Below are 16,149 nucleotides of genomic sequence, written 5' to 3' on the forward strand. Positions count from 1 at the left end.
GCTCCGCCGAATCATGACGGGCGTCCGGACAGGCCGCGCTTCAGGCCCATGACGTAGCCAATGACTTCAGCCACCGCATGGTAGTGTTCGCCCGGAATTTCCTCGTCGATCTCGACGGTGGCATAAAGCGCGCGCGCCAGCGGCACGTTCTCTACAATCGGAATGTCGTGCTTGCCGGCGACTTCCCTGATCTTCAGCGCGATGTTGTCGACGCCCTTGGCGACGCAGATCGGCGCGGTCATGCCGCGCTCGTAGGACAGCGCCACGGCGTAGTGCGTCGGGTTGGTGATGATCACCGAAGCCTTCGGCACTGCTGCCATCATGCGCTTCTTCATGTTCTGCTGACGCAGCTGCTTGATCTTGCCCTTGATGTGGGGATCGCCCTCAGACTGCTTGTATTCTTCCTTCACCTCCTGCAGCGACATTTTCAGCTTCTCATACCAGGTGCGGTACTGGAAGAAGAAGTCGGCAATGGCGACGAAAGCCAGCATTGCCACCACCGAGGCCATCAGCTGCAGTGTCAGCGATGTTGTGACGCCGAGGATCGCGGACGGATCGATATGGATCAGCGCATCGAGACGAAAACGCTCCGGCCACAACACCGCGCACATCACGGCGCCGAGCAGGACGAGCTTGAACAGACCCTTCACGAAATTGGCCAGCGCCTGCTTGCCGAAGACGCGCTTGGCGCCTTCCATCGGCGACAGCTTGCTGAATTTCGGCACCAGCCCTTCGGTGGAGAACACCAACCGGTGCTGGATCAGGTTGCCGGCAAGCGCTGCGAGGACGAGAAACAGGATCGGCATGCCCATGGTGGACAGGATGGACATACAAAGGCTCTTGGCCAGCAGCAAAAGCCCTGGGCCATCAGTCCGCATCATCCAGGAATTTTGCAGAAGGTTTTTGAGTGGCGTCTGCAGCCCGCCACCGACGGAGCCGTTGAAGGTCGACAGGACCAGCGTCGCGCCTGCCAGCAGGAACCAGGTATTGACCTCCTGGCTTTTGGCTACATCGCCGCGTTCATGAGCGTCGTCGAGCTTTTTTTGCGTGGGGTCATGTGTCTTCTCGGAATCGTCGTCGGACATCCGTGCGCCCCTATGTCCGCGGCATCATTTGCTGCATGACGCCGGTGAAGTATTCGAGATAGGTGCCCATCATGGTGACGAGCACGACGGCGAAGATCAGGAAGCCGATCATGATCGAGAGCGGCACACCGACGAAGTAGACCTGCATCTGCGGCATCAACCGCGCCAGCACGCCGAGCCCCATGTTGAACACGAGGCCGAACACCAGGAATGGCGCGGCGAGCTGCACGCCAATCTTGAATGCCGCTGTGAAGGCATTGGTCGCGAGCTTGGCCACATCGCCCGACGACATGAGTTCGCCCGGTGCGAAGATCTTGTAGCTCTCATTGATGGCGGCAATCACAAGGTGATGCGTATCGGTGGTAAACAGCAGCGTAATGCCGAGCATCGTGAGAAAGTTACCGATCAGGACGCCCTGTTGACCCTGGGTCGGATCCACCGAGGTAACGAAACCGAGACCGAGCTGCTGGGCGATGATCGACCCGGCGACCTGTAACGCCGACAATGTAACGCGCGCGGTGGCGCCGAGCACAACGCCGATGATGATCTCGTGCACCAGCAGCACCAGCATCGGCACGATCGATCCCATATCGACGTTATAGGCGCCACGATGCGCCGGCAGTATGATGAGGGTCAATCCCAATGCGATCGACAGCTTGGCCCGCGCTGGAATATTGCTCTCGCCGAACCCGGGCATCAACATCACCATCGTGCCGATGCGGGCAAAGGCCAGCATGAAGGCAGCGGCGAGAACGGGCAGAAGCGAGACATCGATGCGCATACGGGATTGTGCATCACCCCCCGATGATTCGCGACGATATCCGCAACATATAACTCGACAATGCGTCCCCCATGAATGGTAACGCGAGCATCATGGTGGCAAAGACCGCAAGAATCTTAGGTACGAAGACCAGCGACTGTTCCTGGATCTGGGTCAGTGCCTGCACCAGCGACACCACGACGCCGACCAGGAGGCCCACGACCATCAGCGGGCCGGACACGATCACAATCGTCCAGATCGCATCGCGAGCAACGTCGAGAGTTTCGGGGCCGGTCATTGCAATAATCCTTGTGTTACGCGGTGTTCGTGGTGATGAGGTCAGATCGGCATCTTCATGATGTCTTCGTAGGACTGGATGACCCGATCGCGCACCGAGACCAGCGTCGACACGGCGACGTCGGTTTCCGCAACTGCAGTGACCACGTCCATCACATTGGCCTTGCCGTTGGCCATTGCGATGGTCTGCGCATCCGACTTGCGGCCGGAATCGAGCACGCTGCCAAGCGCGTCCTTGAGCACCGCGCCGAACGACTGACCGCCACCGGCGTCCGCCGCCTTGTTCAGACCGCCGCCGACGCCACCACCGGCGTCCATGATGCGCGAGAGAGCCGAGTAAGCATTGGCGGCGACAGAGGGAGTTGCCATGGTTCAGCTGTCCTGTTCAGGCCTTGAGGATGTCGAGCGTGCGTTGAATCATCCGGCGCGTGGCGCTGATGATGTTGAGATTGGCTTCGTAGGAGCGCTGCGCCTCCTTCATGTCCGTCATTTCCACCAGCGAGTTCACGTTGGGGTATTTGACGTTGCCGGCGGCATCCGCCGCAGGATTGCCGGGCTCGTAGCGCGTGGGAAACGCAGACTGGTCGGGCCTGATGCGGCCGAGGCCAACGATGCGGGCATCCAGCGAGCGGTCCAACTCGGACTTGAAGGTTGGCACCTTGCGGCGATAGGGGTCTCCGCCAGCGTTCTGCGCTGTAGATTGCGCATTCGCGATGTTTTCCGAAATCACCCGCATGCGACCGGCCTGGGCGCGCAGACCGGAGGTCGCGATGCCCATAGAACGCGAGAAGTCGCTGATATCGTCTGCCATGATGAGCTCCCTTTATGCGCGCAGCGGCGGCGTCAGCGCTTGCCGATAGCAGTCTTCAACAGGCCGAGGCTGCGGGTGTAGAGCGAGGTCGCGGCGGCGTAGTCCATCTGGTTGGCCGAGACCTTGAGCATCTCGTCTTCCAGATTGACGGCGTTGCCGGCGGGGCGGGTCTCGTAGCCAACCCGGCTGTTCTGGTTGAAGGAGGCAGAGCCCCCGGTCGGCAGGATATTGGTACCGGACGCCCGCATCATCGGCAGCGAGCCCATGCCGCCAGCGGTGACGGACGCGTTCCCGGCCTTGTCGAATTTCGGTTCCACGAGATCGCGGGGACGGAAGTTCGGAGTGTCCGAATTAGAGATGTTTTCGGCCAGCACGCGCTGGCGTTCCTGATGCCACTGCATCTTGGTGCGCAGCGCCGACAACATCGGCATGTCGCTGATCGCCATCGGCCCTTCTCCGCCCTGCCCGGACGGAGCGTCCTGAGCTAGGCAGAATTTGCCGCCCCTATGGTTAATACGAAGTTAATTTCCGGTGGCAGTTGTTACCGAACCGTAAATGAATGCTGCAAAATTGACGCTTTTTGCGAGCGTCATCGCTTTTTCGCCCGAATTGGCCGATTAACCATGCCCATCGGCCACACGACGGGGCGACAGAAGTCGTTTTGGCTGCAGCGATTCATAGTTTATTATTAACCAATGGCAGGTTCTGCCGTGGGGCGTTAACAGATGGGGCGTGATTCACGCTGCATCCGGTGCGTGCTGGGTTATGACACCTGCAGCTTTGGATGTGGACGTTGCAGCCACCCTGTCTGGCTGGGGACTTTATAATGCAATCATCGGTGCAATTCATTCTGGCCTTCGTCGTTGTGCTGGCGCTGATCGGGCTTACCGCTTGGCTGGTGCGCCGTTTCGCCGGCAACCGGCTGGGCGGCAACACCAGCCGCGGGCGCTTGCCGCGGCTCGCGGTGATCGACGCCGCCGCCGTGGACGGCCGCCGCCGCCTGGTGCTGGTCCGCCGCGACAATGTCGAACACCTGCTCATGATCGGTGGCCCGTCGGACATTGTCGTCGAGCCCAATATCGTCCGCGCCATGCCCGGCCGCGAGCAAGCCCCGCAGCGCGGCGGCCTCGCCGCCGATGCGGCAAGCCGTGGCCCGTCCCTGCCTGAAACCCCGAGCTGGGCAGAAAGCAACGACTCCGGCTTCGATTCCGAACCGCATGTGCCGGAGCCGGCGCCGCGTCCCGCACGCCCCTCCTTTATCGAAGAGCCACGCCGTCCGGTCGCACCTTTACCAGAGCGTCGTCCCGATCCGGTGGCTAGCCTCGCCCCGGAACCCGCGCCGCGCCCTGAACCGGCACCACGCAACGAGCTTTTTCCGCAGCGGCCGATTCCGCGAAGTGAAATGCCACGCGCTGAGACGCCGCGCAGCGAGCCGATGATGCCGCGTCCGATGCGCGCCGATCCTCCGATCCGCACCATGCCGCAGCCCCGCACGCCCGACCGTGCTGCTGCCACTCCGACACCGCCTGCTCCGGTTGTCGCCGCCCCGGTCATCACGCCACCTGCACCGGTCCCAGCGCCCGCTCCGGCAGCAGCCGCCGTGTCGTCTGCCGATCAGAACCTCGCCGACATGGCGCAACGCCTCGAAGCAGCCTTGCGCCGCCCTGCCGGTGAAACCCGCCAGGATGCGCCTGAGCCCCGGGTCGGCGCTCCGTCGGTGGCACCCGAGGCACCCTCGATCCGTCCCGCTTCGCGGACGCCGGAAGTCTCGATCGCCAGCCCTACACGTGCCGAGGCGCCGCCGGTCGCCCCGCCGGTCAAATCGGGTTTCGAGAATCTCGAAGACGAGATGGCCTCCCTGCTGGGACGGCCGAAGTCCAGTTCGTGAGTTCGGCGAACCTCCCGCGTAGAGTATTTTTCCTTTCTGTGCTGATCGCCGCCGGGACCTTCGCAGGTCCCGCGATGGCGCAGGACATCAGCATCAATCTCGGCGGCGGTGGTGGCGGCGTCACCGAGCGCGCGGTGCAGATGATCGCGTTGTTGACGGTGCTGTCGATCGCACCGTCAATCCTGATCATGATGACGTCGTTCACACGCATCGTGGTCGTGCTGTCGCTGCTGCGAACCGCATTGGGTACAGCGACGGCTCCGCCGAACTCGGTGATCATCGCACTGGCGATGTTCCTCACCGCGTTCGTGATGGGGCCAGTGCTGCAACGGTCCTATGACGACGGTATCAAGCCGCTGATCTCCAACGACATCACCGTCGAACAGGCCTTGGTGCGCGCATCGATTCCGCTGCGCGGCTTCATGCAGAAGAACGTGCGCGAGAAGGATCTCAAGCTGTTCATGGATCTGTCAGGTGAACCGGTGCCGGCAACACCCGAGGACATGTCGCTGCGGATCCTCGTGCCGGCCTTCATGATCTCGGAGCTGAAGCGCGCCTTCGAAATCGGCTTCCTGCTGTTCCTGCCATTCCTGATCATCGACCTCGTTGTCGCCTCGGTCTTGATGGCGATGGGCATGATGATGCTGCCACCGGCGGTGGTATCACTACCATTCAAGCTGATCTTCTTCGTGTTGGTGGATGGCTGGTCGCTGGTCGCTGGCAGTCTGGTGCAAAGTTACGGACAGTAGCGAGGCTTGTCCTCTAACGCGTCATCTCGATCTTGCGCACGTTGACCACCGGCTGCGGCTTCAGCGAGCCGGTCGGCATCGGATCGGCACTGGCACCGGGCAGGATCGCCTTTGCGCTGCTTTCGGGGAAGCGCGTCTTCATCTCGCGCAGGAAGCCGTCAAGCGTATCGACGGACGCCGCCATCTTTGCAATGGCGGCGAATTCCGATGAATTGGTCGAGGTCGGCTTGCTCGCGGTGTCGAAGGCGACCTTGTCGGCGCCGACATTCATCAGCGGCGCATACTTTTCGCGGAAGCGCGCGAGACCGAGGGCGTCTTCCGCCAGCGCATAGCCCACGACAGCACGGATGACGTCGCTCTTTTCGCTCGGCGTCAGCGGCGAGAAATCCCGCCAGCGGTCGCCGTAATAGAGTTCGATCTGTTCGGAGGCTTCGCGCCAGCGTCGCGACGACCAATAGATATCCGAGCGGAGCCGGATCGCTTCGCGCCCGCTGACATGAGAGATGATGTCGAGCGCCAGTTCACGGCGGCCGATGTCACTCTGCGCCCGCGCCTCGAGCAGCAGCCGCTGCTGGCGCAATTCGCCATTGAGATCCGCGATCCGCGTGGTGCGCAATGCGGCAATGGCGCGATCGGGCTTACGGGCCATCAGATAAACCATCGCCAGACGTGCAGCGACCTGCGAGCGTGCAGCGCCCTCGAGACGATGATCGACCTGATACTGCAGAAGCTCGGCGGCCTGATCGAGCAAATCGACAGCTACGAGACGATCTGCAAGACGGCGGATCATCTCGTCACCGCGGCGGCCGATCGGCGTCAGCTCGCGAAACTCGTAGAACATCGCCAGTGCATCGACCGGCGGCAGGCTGTCACCCTTTGGCGACAGATAGATCTGCGAGAACAGCGCTTGCGCCTCGTCCTGCACCTGGCGTGCAGCTTCGCTGTTGGCCTGACGTTCGGTGGCCGTACGGGCGGCCAGCAGCGAGTCATTGTAGCGGCCGAGTTCGGCATACATACGTGACAGGATCTGCAGCACCTGCACTTCCGTACCGTCGCCGCGCCATGTCACTGCGAGAACTTCGAGATCATGCAACGCATCGTCGTTGCTGATCTCGTTGCGCTTTTGGCGCAAATTGATTTCGCGCAGTTTGGCCTCCGCGGCCGACTGACGATCCACTGAACCGGTGACATCCTGATATTTCGATAGCGCATCCTTCTCGCGGCCGAGCGCCTCGTCGAGCCAGCCGCTGAGCAGCATGGCCGCGGGCTTGATCTCCGGCGAGATGCCGACCGTTTCGAGTTCGCTGCCGCGCGACGACGCGCCGGCATAGTCCTTCACTTCGAGCGAAGCCCGCAGTGCCAGCATCAAGGCCGCGCGCTGCAGATCTGCCGGCAGTGCGGCGAGCGTGAATTCGGCATTCTTGAAACGCTCGCGCGCCTCGACCCATTTTTCCTGTTTGGCGTAGGCGAGCGCCTTCCACAATTCGCCATCGTAACCCGGCCCGAGCACCGGATTGGCGATATCCTTCAGGGTCTGTTCGGGACGCCCCATCATCGCGCTGGCCACCGCATGCACGATCAGCGCGACAGGACTTTCCTCACCGACCTTGGTGTCCGAGATCGCGAGATCGGCGACGCCCTTGGCCTCGTGATACATACCGCGCGCCATGTAGAATTTAGCCAAATCCATCCGCGCCTGCGGCAGCGAACTGGCTTCGGCCGATGACATCGCGTTAATCAACTCGTCGAAGCGCGCGTTGAATGGACCTTCCTGATCCTTGCGCCACTGGCCGACATCGAAGATTGGCCGCGCCACCGTCGAGGCCCGCTGCGGCGCTGCATCGGCAGCGGACAACGTCAGACCACCGGGCTTGGTGAGCATCACCTTGTCTATACTGGCTTCAACGGACACGTCGTCGGAGTTCATCTGAACCACCACGCCGTGGATGGATTCCAGCAACGAGAATTCGACAAAGTCCTGGCGGCGGATGAACCCGCGCGATGGCGGCAACGCAGTGATGATGTTGAGCGTATCGCCGGCATCCGGATCGACCAGGCGATGCTTGAGGCCCGGTTTGGCCAATGGCACCTGCACGCTGGCGCGCGATGGATCGGCAATATTACGCACCGCGGACAATGGCTGCGACGGTGTCTGCCGAGTGTCAGCGAGCATCAGCGACCAGGCCTGTCCTGCGCCAGCGGGATCGTCGGTCGTGAGAGAGGCCAATTGCGGGCGATTGAGGCGGATGCGGATCGCCTGCCCCTTCTCCAGCGGGATCGTGCTCACATCGGCAATGATCGATCCGCTATCGCGGCGGATCGGCGCGGTGTCGATGGGCCGCGTCGAATCTGCCACCAGCCACAGGATATCGCCGCGGCGAAACAGGGCGACCGGCGTTGGCGATGGAAAGGCAAAGGCTATGCGCACACCGTCGCTGCTGCGCTTGACCTCAACCGGCATGCCCGCCGGTTCGGTCAGCACAGCAGCAACGGGTGCTGCAGCAGGGGCCGCCGCAACGACAGGCGCTGGCGGCGGTGTTTCTTTCGCAGGAGCTACGACAACAGGCTCGGCTGCCGGCGCAGGCTTGGGTGATTCAGCGATCTTGGCCGCCTCGGGCCTTGGCTCTTCCGGCTTCGCTGCCGCGACGGGCGCTGCCGGTGCAGCCGTCGCAACCTCGACTTTCTTCTCCGAAACGATCTCTTTCGCGATCGTCTCGGAGCTCGGCGGAACGATCTCGCCGGAGCGCTGTGCCGGGACGCTGGCAGGCTTCTCGACCTCAGGAGGCTTCGCCGCGACCGGCGGCTTCTCGTCCGCGGGAACGGCGACCGGCAGCTTGGCCAGCGGCGACGGCTTCTCGTTCTGCTGGAAGCCGATATCGACGACATAGCTCTTGTCCTCGCGGAACGACTTCACATCGACGTCGCCGATCAAGCCGATCTCGACGGCGGTCCGGTTGCCGTCCATCGCCTGACCAATCGACGCGACATTGGCGGGCGCGGACAGTTTGGCATCGGCGAGATCGAACACCAGACCGGCGTTGAAGGTCAGTGTCAGCGTCTTTTCGTTCAGCACCGACGACACACCGACGCCGCCGGTCTCGAACACGAAGCGCACGAAGGTCGGCTGCACGGATGCGCGCACGCGGATCGGCGGCTTCTTCTGGCTTTCCGCGGCAGCGCGTTGCTGGCGCAAGGCGCGCTCTGCCGCACGCGCACGCTCCGACAATTCCTTGACCACGTCCTGCGGCAGACCGGGCGGCATGCCTTTCCAGGTATCGGGCAACAGATCGATGAAGATGCGTTCGCCCGCCGTCATCGAATTGACGGTCACCCTGCGTGACAAAGCGAGACGGATCGCCGTGCCATCGGGATCGCGGCGTGCGGAGCCGATATAGTCGGGGGCGGCGTCGCCGAGAATCTCGACAGGAATATCGACCGGCCGCTTGAAGCGAATGACGAGAATGGTGCCGGCTTGCGTCACCTCCGACTCGACGTCCTCGGCAAGCTTCAGCACGATGCGGCCATAGCCGCCCGACGTGCCCATGCTGGCGGTGCCCCTCACCGCTTGCGCAGAAGCAGAGTCCGGAAACGACAACGCAAGACAGACAATGGCGGCCAGGCCCGCGCAACGTCGAACGGCCCGCGTCCATGCGCGAGCTTGCGTCCAACATGCAACGGCAGCCGTCCGTGCCATTCAGAAATGTCTCTCAGCCCGATGCTCGAAGGACGACCAGTCGTCCGCCCTATGTCGAATCTAGATTCCGCGCTCTAAGGATTTGTTAATTAATTTCTTTAATTCCGGCCCTGCTGGATCGGCCTGCCTTCGATCTTGGGCAGCTCCACCGCCGCGGCAGAGCGCTCGCCGCCCGAGGCGCGGCGCGCCAGTTCGACGGTAAGGCGTTCAGCGGCCTCCGGCTGCATCAAACCGAGAATGTCGGACATTTTCCGTGGCGCGATCTGCGAGGCGATCTCGAACAACACCGGCATTTCTAACCGGTCGAAGATCTTCGCCGCGTCCTTCGGCTTCATGCTTTCATACATGGTGACGATGCCCTTGAAGCGGGCGGCATCGACTTCGCTCTTCTGGTCGCTCGCCGTCTTGATACCGGCTTCGACACCCTTCAATTCATCGACGCGGGTTTCGATGCGCTTCTCGGCCGCCTTCAGCAGGCTTTCGCGAATGTCGATCTCGCGGGCACGCGTTTCCAGCTCCTGCCGACGCGCTTGCAGCCGTTCGAGGATCGCGCGTTCAGCGGGCGAGATTTGAGGCGACAATTCGACAGGCGGATTGCTGGTCGGCTCGATCGCTGCAGGCGCTGCCACCGTAGGCTTCGGCTCTTCCTTCTTGGCAGATACGGACCCGGTAATGTCGCCATCTGCGGGCTTGCCGCCCGGGAAGTTGAACATCTCCTGCGCCCACGATCCTTTCGCCTGCACCTGCGGTTGCGGATCGTAGTTGAACACGTAGCCGCCATCGATCACCAGGCCGGCGATCTTGAGAATCGCCAGCCCGAAAACCGCCACCAAGACGACAGGAAGAATACGAACGTCCCGAAAAGCTTTCATGCAGCGATGCCGTCAGGCCTCCTCCGTTCGGCGAACGCCTGCGCTGCCGCGGCATTGGCCCGCGCTGCGGACACCCGCGGTGCATCAGCGTCGGTTTCGGTGAGCGGCCGTGCCGCCACCGCAATCTTCGACAGCCGGCGCACGACGGCGTCGCTCTCGGCGAGCTGCGCCTTCAGTTGATCGGCCAGCGCCGTTGCCGCCGAAATCTGGCTACCGAGATTCTCGTTGACGTCGCGCACGGTGTGCTTCAGTCCGCCGATCGCACGCTCGGCGATCTCGGTCACGGTGATGAGCTCGCCGATCGTGGCCTTCAACGATTGCTCGTCCGCCTTGAGGCGCTTCAGGCGCTTATTGAGCAACATGCAATAGGCTATGGTCAGGATCAGAAGCACCGCAACCAGGCTCTCGATCACAATTCCTAATGAATGACTCATTGTGCCTCCATCAATTTGGTTTGCTCATCAGCCTTCTCAAACATGGCGAAGGTTGTGTTAGGCTTGCGTAATTGTTTCGTGACTCGAATGGCAACGCGATCGCCGACACGGCCCATGCGACCTTCAGTCAAGGTGACGGCTCCGCAACGCACGGCAACAAGGGCATCCGCCCGCATTTCCAGCGGCAGCGTATCGCCCACTTTGAGAAGCATCAGCTGCTTCAACGGAATCTCCGCCTCATACAGCACGGCGTCGACGGCAATCTCGGCCTGAGCAATTTCAGTGGCGAGATGGCTTTCCCAGATCGGATCACGGCCGAATTTTTCGCCCATGAACATCTGCATGAGCACGGCGCGGATCGGTTCGATCGTCGCATAGGGCAGCAGCAATTCGATATTGCCGCCACGGTCTTCCATGTCGATGTGCAGACGCACCAGGATGGCGGCGTTGGCCGGACGGCTGATGGCGGCGAAGCGCGGATTGGTCTCAAGCCGGTCGATGGTGAAGGCCACGGGAGACAGTGGTCGGAATGCCTGCTCGGCATCGGCCAGCACAACTTCGATCAGACGCTTCACCAGATTGGTTTCGATGGTGGTGTAGGGACGGCCCTCGATGCGCAACGAGGCCTGACCACGGCGGCCGCCGAGCAGCACGTCGATCATCGAATAGATCAGGCTGGAATCGACGGTGGCGAGACCAAAATTCTCCCACTCTTCTGCCTTGAACACGCATAGCACGGCAGGCAGCGGAATCGAATTCATATAATCGCCGAAGCGCACCGAAGTGATGCGATCGAGCGAGACTTCGACGTTGTCGGAGGTGAAATTGCGCAGGCTCGTGGTCATCAACCGCACCAGACGGTCGAACACGATTTCGAGCATCGGCAGACGCTCATACGACACCATCGAGGAATCGATGATGGCGCGAATGCCGGAGTTCTCGTCGAGATGGACCTCGTTGACGCTGAAGCCGAGGAGGTTGTCGATTTCTTCCTGCGAGAGAACGCGCTCGCCACCGTTCTTGCCGCCGCCGATATCGCGACCGCCGTCCTCGACCATGGCGGCCCATTGCTCCGCCATAGTGCCGGTGAGTTCGTTTTCGGCAGCCGCTTTCGCTGCCTCAACGGGATCCTCTGAATCCAGAGAAGCTTCCCATTCGGCGGCAATTGCGTCCTGATCGACCTGCTCGGTAGACATCAGCCTAAATCCAATTCCTCACTGAATGAGGATTTCCTTGAACAGCACAGCGTTTACGTGATGAGGCGAGATCGCGGCATTGACGCGCCGCGTCAACTCTTCCTTCAGCCGGAACATGCCAACGGAGCCGTTCAGATCGGTCGAGCGCAGTTCGCGGAGATAAACCTGGAACATGTCGGTGATGCGCGGCATCGACGGCGTAATCTGCGCCACCAACGGCGCTTCCTTCACCTCGAGCACGATCTTGGCCTTGAGATATTGCACGCGCTCGCCGGGCTGACCGGCAAGATTCACCAGGATCTCCGGCACATCGATGAAGGCGAGCGGCTTCGCAGCCGGTGCCGCCTCTTTCTTCTCTTCCTTGGGGTGTCCCTTCAGGAAGAACCAGCCGCCACCACCCGCTGCAAGCACCAGCACGCCCACAACGATTGCAATCAGCTTGAATTTGCTCTTGGGAGCTGTCGCCTCGTCCCCGGCCGGGGTGTTTTCTGAAGTTTCCGTATCCGCCATCGCCTGCCCGTCCGGGGTTGGGATGAGCTCGATGCTGCAAAGCAGGCTTTAAAGACGCGATACAAATGCTGCCAGCGCCCAAGGCCCTGTGTGATTGTGACGCTAGGTCGCAATGGTTAACGGAATCTTTCTTTTGACGCTCAACTAGGAAAATTCTGCCGGCAAATATGGTCAACAAGACCTTTCTGCCGCCCGCTTTCGCGCCTCAAAAACTACCAATAAATTGAAAAATATCACCTTTTTGGCTTGGCACGACTTTCGCTACTAAGTTTGCGAACCGCGGCTTGGGAGAGCTGTGCGGTTTACGGGATCCACGGCGAGCTTGGGAGAGCGAACCGCGGGAACTTAGGGGAGAACCACCGATGGAGAATATGCTTCTCGTCGGACTGTCGCGGCAGATGACGCTCCGGCGGCAAATGGACGTCGTGGCGAACAACATTGCGAACATCAACACCTCGGGCTTCAAGGCCGAGCGGACGATTTTCGAGGAATATCTGAGCCCGGGCGCGCGCGAAGACAACTTCGTCGGTCGCGACCGCCGCGTGTCCTTCGTGCAGGACCGCGCCACGATGCATGATTTCACCGGCGGCGCGACCGAGCAGACCAAGAATCCGCTGGATGTCGCCATCGACGGCAACGCATTCTTCGCGGTGCAGACCCCGGCCGGCGAGCGCTACACCCGCGACGGCGGCATGCAGATCAATCCGCAAGGCCAGCTCGTGACAGCGTCGGGCTTGCCCGTCCTCGGCGCCAACGGCCCGATCGTGTTCCAGCAGACCGACCACGACATCAACATCTCGCAGGACGGCACCGTCACGGTACTTGAAGGCATCAACCGTATCGACTCGGTGCGTGGCAAGATTCGCATGGTCAACTTCGCGCAGCCCCAGCGACTGGTGAAGGAAGGCTCCAACCTGTTCTCAGCCGCCCCTGGCGCCAATCCGCAGCCATCCACCACGTCGAAGCTCAATCAGGGCTTCATCGAAAAGTCGAACGTCAGCTCAGTCGTCGAAATGACCCGGATGATCGACGTCACCCGCGCCTATACCGAACTGTCCAACATGCTGCAGTCGCAAGGTGACGCGCGACGCTCCGCCATCGAAAAACTTGCCGACGTTCCGGCTTAAGGAATCTGACCCATGCGCGCTCTTTACACTGCAGCGACCGGGATGGCAGCCCAGGAACTCAACGTCCAGGTCATCTCGAACAATATCGCCAATATGCGCACGACCGGCTTCAAGAAGCAGCGGGCGGCGTTCCAGGACCTCATCTACGATCACGTGCGCCGCGTCGGCGCGCAGGCATCGGATCAGGGCACAGTCATTCCAGTCGGCGTCGACATCGGCGGCGGCGTGAAGACCGTCGGTACTCCGCGCATGATGACCCAAGGCACGCTGTCGGCGACCGGCGGCGATCTCGATATCGCCGTCCGCGGCGAAGGCTTCTTCAAGATCCAGCTCACCGATGGCACCTTCGCCTATACCCGCGATGGTACGTTTTCCACTGACCAGCAGGGCCGCATCGTCAACGCGCAAGGCAACCTGCTGCAGCCAACGATCTCGATTCCCCAGGCATCGTCGCAACTCTCGATCAACGCGCAGGGCCAGGTCTCGGTCATTGTACCGGGCTCGACGACCCCGACCGTCCTCGGACAGATCAACCTCACCCGCTTCATCAACAAGGCCGGCCTCAATTCGATCGGCGATAACCTGTTCACCGAAACACCGGCCTCCGGCCCACCACAGGACGGCGTCGCCAATGCCGACGGCTTCGGCGACATGCAGCAGCGCAACCTCGAAATGGCCAATGTCGAAGTCGTCACCGAAATCTCGGACCTGATCGCCGCACAGCGCGCCTATGAGATGAACGCCAAGGTCATCAGTGCCGCCGACCAGATGCTGCAGTCCACCGCCGGCATGTTCCGCTGAGGAGAATGATCATGACATCAGCCATGCGCTCGCTTCTTCTCGCCACCGCCCTGCTCGCGGCAGCGGCCACCGCTGCGCTCGGCCAGGCGCAGCGCGACGAGGTCATCGCATCGCCGATGCTGCGCGCCAATATCACAGTGTCCAGCGACGTGGTGAGGATTGGCGATGTCATCGACAATGCCGGCCCCGCCGCGCAGATCGCGATCTATCGCGCGCCCGACCTTGGCACCGTCGGCACGCTATCGACCGCGCAGGTGATCGCCGCGCTGCGCCAGCATCAGGTGATCGGCGTCGATACGCGCGAGCTCAAATCCATCACCGTGACGCGGCTGTCACGCAGCATCGACAGCAAGGATATCGAGAGCCAGGTAGCGCAGGCGCTGGAGAACCGTCACGGCCTTGGCGCTGCCGTCAATCTCAGCCTCACTTTCGATCGTGAAGTCCAGGGCCTGCAGCTCGACGCCAGCAACACCGGTGCGTTGCAGCCCATCGCGGCCCGGTTCGATGCGCGCAGCGGCCGTTTCGACGTCACCTTTGCGATCGGCAACGACTCCAACGTGTCTGCCACCAAGCTGCGCTTCACCGGCAGTGCCGTCGAGACCGTGGAAGCGACGGTGCTGGTCCGCGGCGTCGAACGCAATGAAGTGCTGAAATCTTCCGATGTTGTCATCGAGCGCCGCCCGAAAGCCGAAGTCGGTAACGATGGCGCCACGCGGGACCGCGCCGTGGGCATGCAGAGCCGCCGCCAACTGCGTGCCGGTCAGGCAATCCGCAATGCCGACCTCGCCAAGCCTGACCTAGTCACCCGCGATCAGGCGGTGACGCTGATCTACGAAACCTCGGGGCTTTATCTCACGCTGCGGGGCAAGGCCATCGAAGGCGGCACCGAAGGCGACGTCGTCAACGTGATCAACCTGCAGTCCAAGCGCACCGTCTCAGGTGTCATCGTCGGCCGCGGCCAGGTCGCCGTTTCCGCTCCGACGCCGCGCCTCCCCGCGCAAGTCGGAGCTCCCGCACCAACTCCTGTCCCAACCCGTGAGTCTCCCTCCTCCGAAAAAATCTCCCAGGCCAGACCTCCCCTGGTCGACTCTCCCGCTGCCACCTCTCCCGTCGCTCTCGCTGCCAACGACCATGTGCCTGTTTCTCGAAAAGCTGAGTAAAGTTGATGTTCCAGTTCAATCGTCCCTTCGTCACTGGTGCTGCACTTCTGGCGGTCGGCCTTGCTGCCAGTGGCTGCTCGTCGATCGACCGCCTCGCCTCCATCGGCGAGAAGCCTGCGCTCACGGCGATCGAGAATCCGACGACACAGCCCGGCTACAAGCCGGTGCAGATGCCGATGCCTAAACCGGAAGTCGCGTCCTACAACGCCAACTCGCTATGGCGCAGCGGATCGCGTGCGTTCTTCAAGGATCAGCGCGCGCGCCAGATCGGTGACATTCTGACGGTTACCGTGAACTTCACCGACAAGGCCAACATCGCCAACGAGACCCAGCGCAGCCGCACCAATACGGAAAATTCGGGGATCACCGACTTTGCGGGCAGCAAACTGCTGACCGGCTCGGCCGCTTCGGTCCTGCCCGGCCGTCTGCTGACGGCTGACGGATCGTCGTCGAGCGATGGCAAGGGATCGGTGGCGCGGCAGGAAGCGTTGCAGACCAGCGTCGCTGCCGTGGTCACGCAATTGCTGCCGAACGGTAATCTCGTGGTCGAAGGCAAGCAGGAAATCCGCGTCAACTACGAAATCCGCGAACTGATCGTCGCCGGCATCGTGCGTCCGGAAGACATTCAGAGCGACAACACCATCGACAGCGCCAAGATCGCACAGGCCCGCATCGCCTATGGCGGTCGCGGCCAGATCTCGGATGTCCAGCAGCCGCGCTACGGCCAGCAGGTAATGGACGTACTGCTGCCGTTCTAACCCTTGG

The 16,149-nt window shown here is 62.0% G+C and carries 17 protein-coding genes; 6 read left to right on the top strand and 11 right to left on the bottom strand.

Going from position 1 to position 16,149, the window contains the following annotated elements; all coding sequences use genetic code 11:
• Window positions 1-11 precede the first annotated feature (11 nt).
• Genes flhB through flgB form a run of 6 tightly spaced genes read right to left on the bottom strand, consistent with a single transcriptional unit; the run spans window position 12 to window position 3,399 of the window.
• Complete coding sequence (flhB, locus tag CIW50_RS10955; RefSeq protein WP_149531238.1) at window positions 12-1,085, bottom strand: flagellar biosynthesis protein FlhB; 1,074 nt, start codon at window positions 1,083-1,085, stop codon at window positions 12-14.
• Window positions 1,086-1,095: 10 nt separating this feature from the next.
• Window positions 1,096-1,866, bottom strand: a complete 771-nt coding sequence (gene fliR, locus CIW50_RS10960; protein ID WP_149531239.1) for a flagellar biosynthetic protein FliR — start codon at window positions 1,864-1,866, stop codon at window positions 1,096-1,098.
• 13 nt (window positions 1,867-1,879) lie between these two features.
• Entirely contained in the window at window positions 1,880-2,143 is a 264-nt protein-coding gene (gene fliQ, locus CIW50_RS10965; protein ID WP_092146438.1) for a flagellar biosynthesis protein FliQ, read from the bottom strand.
• A gap of 41 nt (window positions 2,144-2,184) precedes the next feature.
• On the bottom strand, window positions 2,185-2,511 hold the full coding sequence (gene fliE / locus CIW50_RS10970) for a flagellar hook-basal body complex protein FliE (RefSeq protein WP_068735666.1): 327 nt from the start codon (window positions 2,509-2,511) through the stop codon (window positions 2,185-2,187).
• A 16-nt stretch (window positions 2,512-2,527) separates the two neighbouring features.
• Window positions 2,528-2,953, bottom strand: coding sequence for a flagellar basal body rod protein FlgC (flgC, locus tag CIW50_RS10975; protein WP_116662914.1), 426 nt, complete (start codon window positions 2,951-2,953; stop codon window positions 2,528-2,530).
• A 32-nt stretch (window positions 2,954-2,985) separates the two neighbouring features.
• Complete coding sequence (flgB, locus tag CIW50_RS10980; RefSeq protein WP_149531240.1) at window positions 2,986-3,399, bottom strand: flagellar basal body rod protein FlgB; 414 nt, start codon at window positions 3,397-3,399, stop codon at window positions 2,986-2,988.
• A gap of 380 nt (window positions 3,400-3,779) precedes the next feature.
• On the opposite strand from flgB, the gene CIW50_RS10985 reads away from it, so the two are divergent.
• Together CIW50_RS10985 and fliP are read left to right on the top strand one after the other, a co-directional pair.
• Window positions 3,780-4,841 (top strand): flagellar biosynthetic protein FliO, encoded by a 1,062-nt coding sequence (locus CIW50_RS10985; protein ID WP_149531241.1) that lies wholly within the window; start codon window positions 3,780-3,782, stop codon window positions 4,839-4,841.
• A complete protein-coding gene (gene fliP, locus CIW50_RS10990; RefSeq protein WP_149531242.1) occupies window positions 4,838-5,590 on the top strand; it encodes a flagellar type III secretion system pore protein FliP in 753 nt (250 codons plus the stop codon). Before CIW50_RS10985 ends, fliP begins: the two co-directional genes overlap by 4 nt.
• Before the next feature lie 13 nt (window positions 5,591-5,603).
• Here fliP and CIW50_RS10995 read toward each other — a convergent pair whose 3' ends face one another.
• The 5 genes from CIW50_RS10995 to fliL form a co-directional block, all read right to left on the bottom strand.
• Window positions 5,604-9,284 (bottom strand): tetratricopeptide repeat protein, encoded by a 3,681-nt coding sequence (locus CIW50_RS10995; RefSeq protein WP_149531243.1) that lies wholly within the window; start codon window positions 9,282-9,284, stop codon window positions 5,604-5,606.
• Window positions 9,285-9,382: 98 nt separating this feature from the next.
• Window positions 9,383-10,156: a MotE family protein gene (locus CIW50_RS11000; RefSeq protein WP_149531244.1), complete on the bottom strand. Its 774-nt coding sequence runs from the start codon at window positions 10,154-10,156 to the stop codon at window positions 9,383-9,385.
• On the bottom strand, window positions 10,153-10,590 hold the full coding sequence (locus CIW50_RS11005; RefSeq protein WP_149531245.1) for a DUF6468 domain-containing protein: 438 nt from the start codon (window positions 10,588-10,590) through the stop codon (window positions 10,153-10,155). Before CIW50_RS11005 ends, CIW50_RS11000 begins: the two co-directional genes overlap by 4 nt.
• Window positions 10,587-11,786, bottom strand: a complete 1,200-nt coding sequence (fliM, locus tag CIW50_RS11010; RefSeq protein ID WP_410001823.1) for a flagellar motor switch protein FliM — start codon at window positions 11,784-11,786, stop codon at window positions 10,587-10,589. The genes CIW50_RS11005 and fliM overlap by 4 nt, the downstream gene beginning before the upstream one ends.
• 18 nt (window positions 11,787-11,804) lie before the next feature.
• Complete coding sequence (fliL, locus tag CIW50_RS11015) at window positions 11,805-12,296, bottom strand: flagellar basal body-associated protein FliL (RefSeq protein ID WP_149531246.1); 492 nt, start codon at window positions 12,294-12,296, stop codon at window positions 11,805-11,807.
• Between the two features lie 362 nt (window positions 12,297-12,658).
• Between fliL and flgF the strand changes: the two genes are divergently transcribed.
• From flgF to flgH, 4 genes are read left to right on the top strand one after another with little or no spacing between them, the layout of a single operon-like run.
• Window positions 12,659-13,423, top strand: a complete 765-nt coding sequence (flgF, locus tag CIW50_RS11020; protein WP_149531247.1) for a flagellar basal-body rod protein FlgF — start codon at window positions 12,659-12,661, stop codon at window positions 13,421-13,423.
• Window positions 13,424-13,435: 12 nt separating this feature from the next.
• Complete coding sequence (gene flgG / locus CIW50_RS11025; RefSeq protein ID WP_149531248.1) at window positions 13,436-14,224, top strand: flagellar basal-body rod protein FlgG; 789 nt, start codon at window positions 13,436-13,438, stop codon at window positions 14,222-14,224.
• An 11-nt stretch (window positions 14,225-14,235) separates the two neighbouring features.
• The gene (gene flgA, locus CIW50_RS11030) at window positions 14,236-15,384 is read left to right on the top strand and encodes a flagellar basal body P-ring formation chaperone FlgA (protein WP_502707442.1); all 1,149 of its coding nucleotides are present in this window, start codon (window positions 14,236-14,238) and stop codon (window positions 15,382-15,384) included.
• A 5-nt stretch (window positions 15,385-15,389) separates the two neighbouring features.
• A complete protein-coding gene (flgH, locus tag CIW50_RS11035; protein ID WP_149531250.1) occupies window positions 15,390-16,142 on the top strand; it encodes a flagellar basal body L-ring protein FlgH in 753 nt (250 codons plus the stop codon).
• Window positions 16,143-16,149: the final 7 nt, after the last annotated feature.

It is taken from the genome of Tardiphaga sp. P9-11, assembly GCF_008329525.1.
Lineage (GTDB): Bacteria > Pseudomonadota > Alphaproteobacteria > Rhizobiales > Xanthobacteraceae > Tardiphaga.

Excerpts from the sequence above, each read along its gene's own strand:
- CIW50_RS10995 (WP_149531243.1), bottom strand. The coding sequence starts at position 9,284 with ATGGCACGGACGGCTGCCGTTGCATGTTGGACGCAAGCTCGCGCATGG.
- flhB (WP_149531238.1), bottom strand. The coding sequence starts at position 1,085 with ATGTCCGACGACGATTCCGAGAAGACACATGACCCCACGCAAAAAAAG.
- CIW50_RS11005 (WP_149531245.1), bottom strand. The coding sequence starts at position 10,590 with ATGAGTCATTCATTAGGAATTGTGATCGAGAGCCTGGTTGCGGTGCTT.
- flgC (WP_116662914.1), bottom strand. The coding sequence starts at position 2,953 with ATGGCAGACGATATCAGCGACTTCTCGCGTTCTATGGGCATCGCGACC.
- flgG (WP_149531248.1), top strand. The coding sequence starts at position 13,436 with ATGCGCGCTCTTTACACTGCAGCGACCGGGATGGCAGCCCAGGAACTC.
- CIW50_RS11000 (WP_149531244.1), bottom strand. The coding sequence starts at position 10,156 with ATGAAAGCTTTTCGGGACGTTCGTATTCTTCCTGTCGTCTTGGTGGCG.
- flgF (WP_149531247.1), top strand. The coding sequence starts at position 12,659 with ATGGAGAATATGCTTCTCGTCGGACTGTCGCGGCAGATGACGCTCCGG.
- fliE (WP_068735666.1), bottom strand. The coding sequence starts at position 2,511 with ATGGCAACTCCCTCTGTCGCCGCCAATGCTTACTCGGCTCTCTCGCGC.
- fliM (WP_410001823.1), bottom strand. The coding sequence starts at position 11,786 with ATGTCTACCGAGCAGGTCGATCAGGACGCAATTGCCGCCGAATGGGAA.
- flgA (WP_502707442.1), top strand. The coding sequence starts at position 14,236 with ATGACATCAGCCATGCGCTCGCTTCTTCTCGCCACCGCCCTGCTCGCG.
- flgB (WP_149531240.1), bottom strand. The coding sequence starts at position 3,399 with ATGGCGATCAGCGACATGCCGATGTTGTCGGCGCTGCGCACCAAGATG.
- flgH (WP_149531250.1), top strand. The coding sequence starts at position 15,390 with ATGTTCCAGTTCAATCGTCCCTTCGTCACTGGTGCTGCACTTCTGGCG.
- fliQ (WP_092146438.1), bottom strand. The coding sequence starts at position 2,143 with ATGACCGGCCCCGAAACTCTCGACGTTGCTCGCGATGCGATCTGGACG.
- fliL (WP_149531246.1), bottom strand. The coding sequence starts at position 12,296 with ATGGCGGATACGGAAACTTCAGAAAACACCCCGGCCGGGGACGAGGCG.
- CIW50_RS10985 (WP_149531241.1), top strand. The coding sequence starts at position 3,780 with ATGCAATCATCGGTGCAATTCATTCTGGCCTTCGTCGTTGTGCTGGCG.
- fliR (WP_149531239.1), bottom strand. The coding sequence starts at position 1,866 with ATGCGCATCGATGTCTCGCTTCTGCCCGTTCTCGCCGCTGCCTTCATG.